Below are 4,236 nucleotides of genomic sequence, written 5' to 3' on the forward strand. Positions count from 1 at the left end.
GTTCTTTCTTCAGAATCAAATAAACCTTGGTTGCCAAGCTTTCTGTATGCCCTTTTGTACGTGTCCTTTTTCTCTTCAAATTTGCGGCAAATATACAAATATTTATCTGATTATCAATGAGTTTTATTTAGAATTGCCCTTCAGGAAATCCTCAATCAGTTCGGCCATCAGCGCGTTCAGTTCCTCGTTGGTGCCCACGCGCGGCGACTGAACCACCGTGAAGCCACGTTTGCCATAAAACAGGTTGATTTCGGCCTGCTTCAGCCCCGTCTTGAAACGCAACTTCTTGCCATACTGTATGTTGATGGTCTCGTAAAGCAGTACGCCCGTATCTTCCACAAAGGCTTTCAGCCCTTCCATAATCTGGTTCAGTTCGTCGGGCACGTATGGTTCGCGTTTCTCTTCCTTGGCGGCCTGTTTCGGGTTCAGTTTGGCTCTGATGCGCGCCATGACATCGGCATCGGGATCCTTGGGACGCACATCTTCCTCTGCCTCTACAAACGGGAACTCCGACTCCATTTCCTCCATCATCTTTTTCTTTCCAAACGCCTCACGCGGATTATCGAAATCAACGTAAGCGTCCATCACGACAGGCTCTGCATCGGGATTGTAGTAAGCCTCGACATCCATGCTTAAGAAACAGGCGCGCGTCACATCCGAAGTGCGTGTGTCAACCACCTGTTCCAAGCCATACTGCTGCGCAAGGCCGGCAACAAACAGCTTGTAGAACAGGGCGTATTTGCCCGCATCATAGCAACGCTCGCTGAAACGGAACACCACCTTCAGGCCGTCGGCACTCGGCGATGCGAAGCACAGCACCACACGCGGGTCGGCTTTCATTCGGTTGCGCAATTCGGCAAGCGAAAGGCCTTTGTCCGACAAATGGTCAATGTCGACAATGAAATACTCGGCAAAGGCGAAATTCTCCGTCAGGCGGAACGAAGGATTGAACGAAGCCGCCACCATATAGGGCAGTTGCCTTTTCAGAACGCCATACTGTTTTTTGTCCAAGTCCTTCACGATTTGCAGCTGGCGCAGTTTGGCCACCATGTCGGGACTTGGGTTGCGCAGCATGTCGTAGAACTGCTTCAGCGGCATCTTTTCCAGTTTGTCGGCACTCGAAGTCAGGTTTTTACCAAAGGAAATCATAATGTGTTCAGTTTTTTGAATTGTTGAGCCAGGTTCTGTGCATAAAGGAAAATCTGGTATTCGCGGCTTCGGTTCACGCCCTGCACCGCAACCACATCGTCCAGATAGTCGTTAAGCGACTGGATGATGACTCTTCTGCCCAAGCCTTCCAGCCACACCGAGCCATCGTCCTTCACCGAATAGAAATCCGTAGTCACGATGCCTTGATTCAGCAGGTTCCAAACCACGTAATCGACCCAAACGCGGTACAGCTCAATGACATCGTAAACCAAGACTGGCCGGTTGTAGTCGTCGCGGTGCAGCACCCCGATATACGGGTCGATGCCGGCTTTAATCAGTGCGCCTTCCACCTTGGCATAAAGCAAGCCGTAGCCGTAGTTCAGCAAGGCATTGGCCACGTCGGTTGCCGGATGCTGCGAGCGTTCGCTGAAACGGTAGCTTTCAGGCAGGAACAGATTCATCGCCTCAAAATAGCGCTTCGATGCTATGCCTTCCCAGCCTCTCAGCGTGGCTGCCACATCCGAGACGATTTCGCCTTCCGCGCTGCCGATTTTCTGACGGTAGTCTTCCAATTTCGCAATCACCTTATCGCAAGTCTGCTGCGATGCGCCCGACATGGCACTCATCATCAGCAACATGGCTTGTTGGTTTTCGATTTTATGTTGCAATGTTTCCTTGATCCATTGCACGGCTTCCTTGCCAAACACGAAACTCAGCTGTCCCTTTCTGATGGTGGAGATGGAGCCATATTTCGGACTCCACACCCGTCCCACCACATTCCCGATACGGTCGGCAAACAGGATTTCGATTTCCTTTTCGACGGCCAGCATCACGGCATCGCTCGAAATCTGCGCACCCTTACTGACGTGAATGGAATCAATATCCTTGACAGGAATACGCTGGCTGCCGTCAGCCGTAACAATCACAAAGCCCTCATTGTCGCGCGTCAAGGCGCAACCGAAAGAATTCAGTACGATCTGCATACGTTCCCCAGTTTTAAAGGTTTTCCATCAGTTCGCCATAAATCGCGTTTTCGTCGAAGTCGCCGAACAGGTCGTGCAACTTGTCCATGGCGCGGCAACGCACATCGGGAGTGACGTAGCGCATGGTGGTGCGCAAGGCGGCAATCAGGGCGGCGTAGTCGTCGGTGTAGCCGATAATCGGGATGCCGTCGCAAATCAGGTCAACCGGGCAAATCAGGTAGCCCAAAGCGCCAACGATGGTGGCCTTCGCCTTCAGCGGGACATTGGGCGACTTCAGCTCGTAGAAAAGCAGCAAGGCAGGATAAACCAGGTTGATGCCAACTTCCTTCGAAATCTGTTTCACCTTGTTCCAGAATGAGCTTTCGTTGTAATGGCTTTCGTAATTCTTTGTGTTCATGTTGTTGTTTGTCATATCTTTTTGTTTTTTTTGGTTAGTATTCAGATTTCATGCTGCAAAAGTCGTGCATTCCCGCGACATAAAGGTTCAGTTTTATTGGAGCAAATAAACTGGCATATTTGGCTTATTCATCTGCAATGTTCCGATGATTCAAGAAACTCAGCAGACTTGGGTCAGAGAGCTGAACTCGGCAACCTGATTTGCAGCTCATTGAGCTTGTCGAAATGAGAAGATACTTTTGCTGTTTAATTATGAATGGTTACTTAGTTTATTTCTGACCACTTATTTATCAGAAGATAAAATATGGAAAAATTATTGCTTGGCAGACAATTCATCAAGTTTTACAGCGGAAAGTTATCCTTCCCCCATCTCCGCATCCAACCCCTCATCCTTTTTCTCCGCAACGCTCTTGGTCATCTTCACTGTTGAAGCATCTTGTTTTTTCTGCATCCTCTGCTTTTTCCTTCTTAGTGCAACCTTGCGCCTCTTGGCCTGGTCGCTTAGGATAAGCTGAAACATCCTCAGCATGGGGCCATAGGCTTCGGCATCGACACACGACATAGCTTTAAGATAGTCACCGATTTTGTTCATCAGCTGCGCCACATTGCGTTTCAAAGCCTGCAATTGCGGGCTGTTTTTGCTGCAACAGCAGATTCTACCATTTCTTCACGGCGTTTCGACACATCTTCTCTTGCTTGCTCGAGGAGCGACAAGCGGCCCGACAATTCGGGTATGGCTTCAACATGAAGCAGCATCTCTGGTGTCGTCAATTTGTACAGCATGAGTTCCGAGTTCGTCATCTTGCTCGCTATACACATGTGTCGAAAACCGACATAGCTGTTCAAAATCCTTTCGACCGCCTTGGCATGTTCCACCAAATCGGCATCGCCTGTGGCCAGACACGACTTCACCAAAAGCCTGATGCTCACGATGCACTTGAGCAAGGCGTTAGCCTGGTCTTTAAGCCCGATTTTCTTCGACCTGTCGCATATACGGTCCATCAATTTTTCATTAGCCGCGTCAAGTTCAGCCTTCCATCGGGTCAAAGGTTCGTCAAGTTCGCATCCTTCCATGAATCTCAACATGCGCTCTGCGGCAGCATAGACTTCGAAAGGCGATTGGTTTTGATAGGTTTGTTGCATAAAGATTTTGTTTCGGATGCAGCCGTCCACTGCATTAGAGTTCTCACAAGGGCACCACGGACGGATGATGCACATCAAACTTGCCACACGGCACGCCGTCGGGGAGAGTTCGAAGTGCAAAAATAAAAATTTTCGAACGCACAAACAGGTGTTGGAGTAAAAAAACAATGACATCTATATACTTTTATGCCCAAACATTAGACACGGAGCGGAAATCAGAGAATCCTCGACGAATTCATGGAATACGCGAAGCGGATTCCCTATTCGTGAAAATTCGCGAAATTCGTGGTTGAAAAAACATCGTGGTTACAAATCGAATTGTAGTGTCCTTTCTAGCCGGACGTAGAGAAAGAACCGCGAATCGGGCGAATCACGCGAATGTGGCCTTGCTGACGCAATCCCTTGCCTGGCGGACGCTGATAAAAAGAACCACTTTAAGTTTGCAGCGTGAATTCGTACAAGGTTATTTCCTACCTTTGTTGCATGAAGGAGGGACTAACTTCCAGAGGACAATCCATTAGAACCACAAGGCCAAGAGCCTATAATTCGTTTGGGATCCTCTGGA

At 49.1% G+C, this 4,236-nt stretch carries 5 protein-coding genes; all 5 read right to left on the reverse strand.

The window, feature by feature from the left end:
- Positions 1-123: 123 nt before the first annotated feature.
- Positions 124-1,149 carry a CRISPR-associated primase-polymerase type B gene (locus tag AC06MN_RS08020; protein ID WP_475671843.1) on the reverse strand — a complete coding sequence of 342 codons (1,026 nt, stop codon included), beginning with the start codon at positions 1,147-1,149 and terminating at the stop codon, positions 124-126.
- Positions 1,146-2,132 carry a CRISPR-associated endonuclease Cas1 gene (gene cas1, locus AC06MN_RS08025; protein WP_475671844.1) on the reverse strand — a complete coding sequence of 329 codons (987 nt, stop codon included), beginning with the start codon at positions 2,130-2,132 and terminating at the stop codon, positions 1,146-1,148. The genes AC06MN_RS08020 and cas1 overlap by 4 nt, the downstream gene beginning before the upstream one ends.
- 13 nt (positions 2,133-2,145) lie before the next feature.
- Positions 2,146-2,544, reverse strand: coding sequence for a YkvA family protein (locus AC06MN_RS08030; RefSeq protein ID WP_475671845.1), 399 nt, complete (start codon positions 2,542-2,544; stop codon positions 2,146-2,148).
- Positions 2,545-2,883: 339 nt separating this feature from the next.
- The gene (locus tag AC06MN_RS08035) at positions 2,884-3,153 is read right to left on the reverse strand and encodes a hypothetical protein (protein WP_475671846.1); all 270 of its coding nucleotides are present in this window, start codon (positions 3,151-3,153) and stop codon (positions 2,884-2,886) included.
- On the reverse strand, positions 3,141-3,671 hold the full coding sequence (locus tag AC06MN_RS08040) for a hypothetical protein (protein ID WP_475671847.1): 531 nt from the start codon (positions 3,669-3,671) through the stop codon (positions 3,141-3,143). The genes AC06MN_RS08035 and AC06MN_RS08040 overlap by 13 nt, the downstream gene beginning before the upstream one ends.
- Positions 3,672-4,236 lie beyond the last annotated feature (565 nt).

It is taken from the genome of Candidatus Limimorpha sp. (assembly GCF_056203535.1).

Excerpts from the sequence above, each read along its gene's own strand:
- cas1 (WP_475671844.1), bottom strand. The coding sequence starts at position 2,132 with ATGCAGATCGTACTGAATTCTTTCGGTTGCGCCTTGACGCGCGACAAT.
- AC06MN_RS08020 (WP_475671843.1), bottom strand. The coding sequence starts at position 1,149 with ATGATTTCCTTTGGTAAAAACCTGACTTCGAGTGCCGACAAACTGGAA.
- AC06MN_RS08030 (WP_475671845.1), bottom strand. The coding sequence starts at position 2,544 with ATGACAAACAACAACATGAACACAAAGAATTACGAAAGCCATTACAAC.
- AC06MN_RS08040 (WP_475671847.1), bottom strand. The coding sequence starts at position 3,671 with ATGCAACAAACCTATCAAAACCAATCGCCTTTCGAAGTCTATGCTGCC.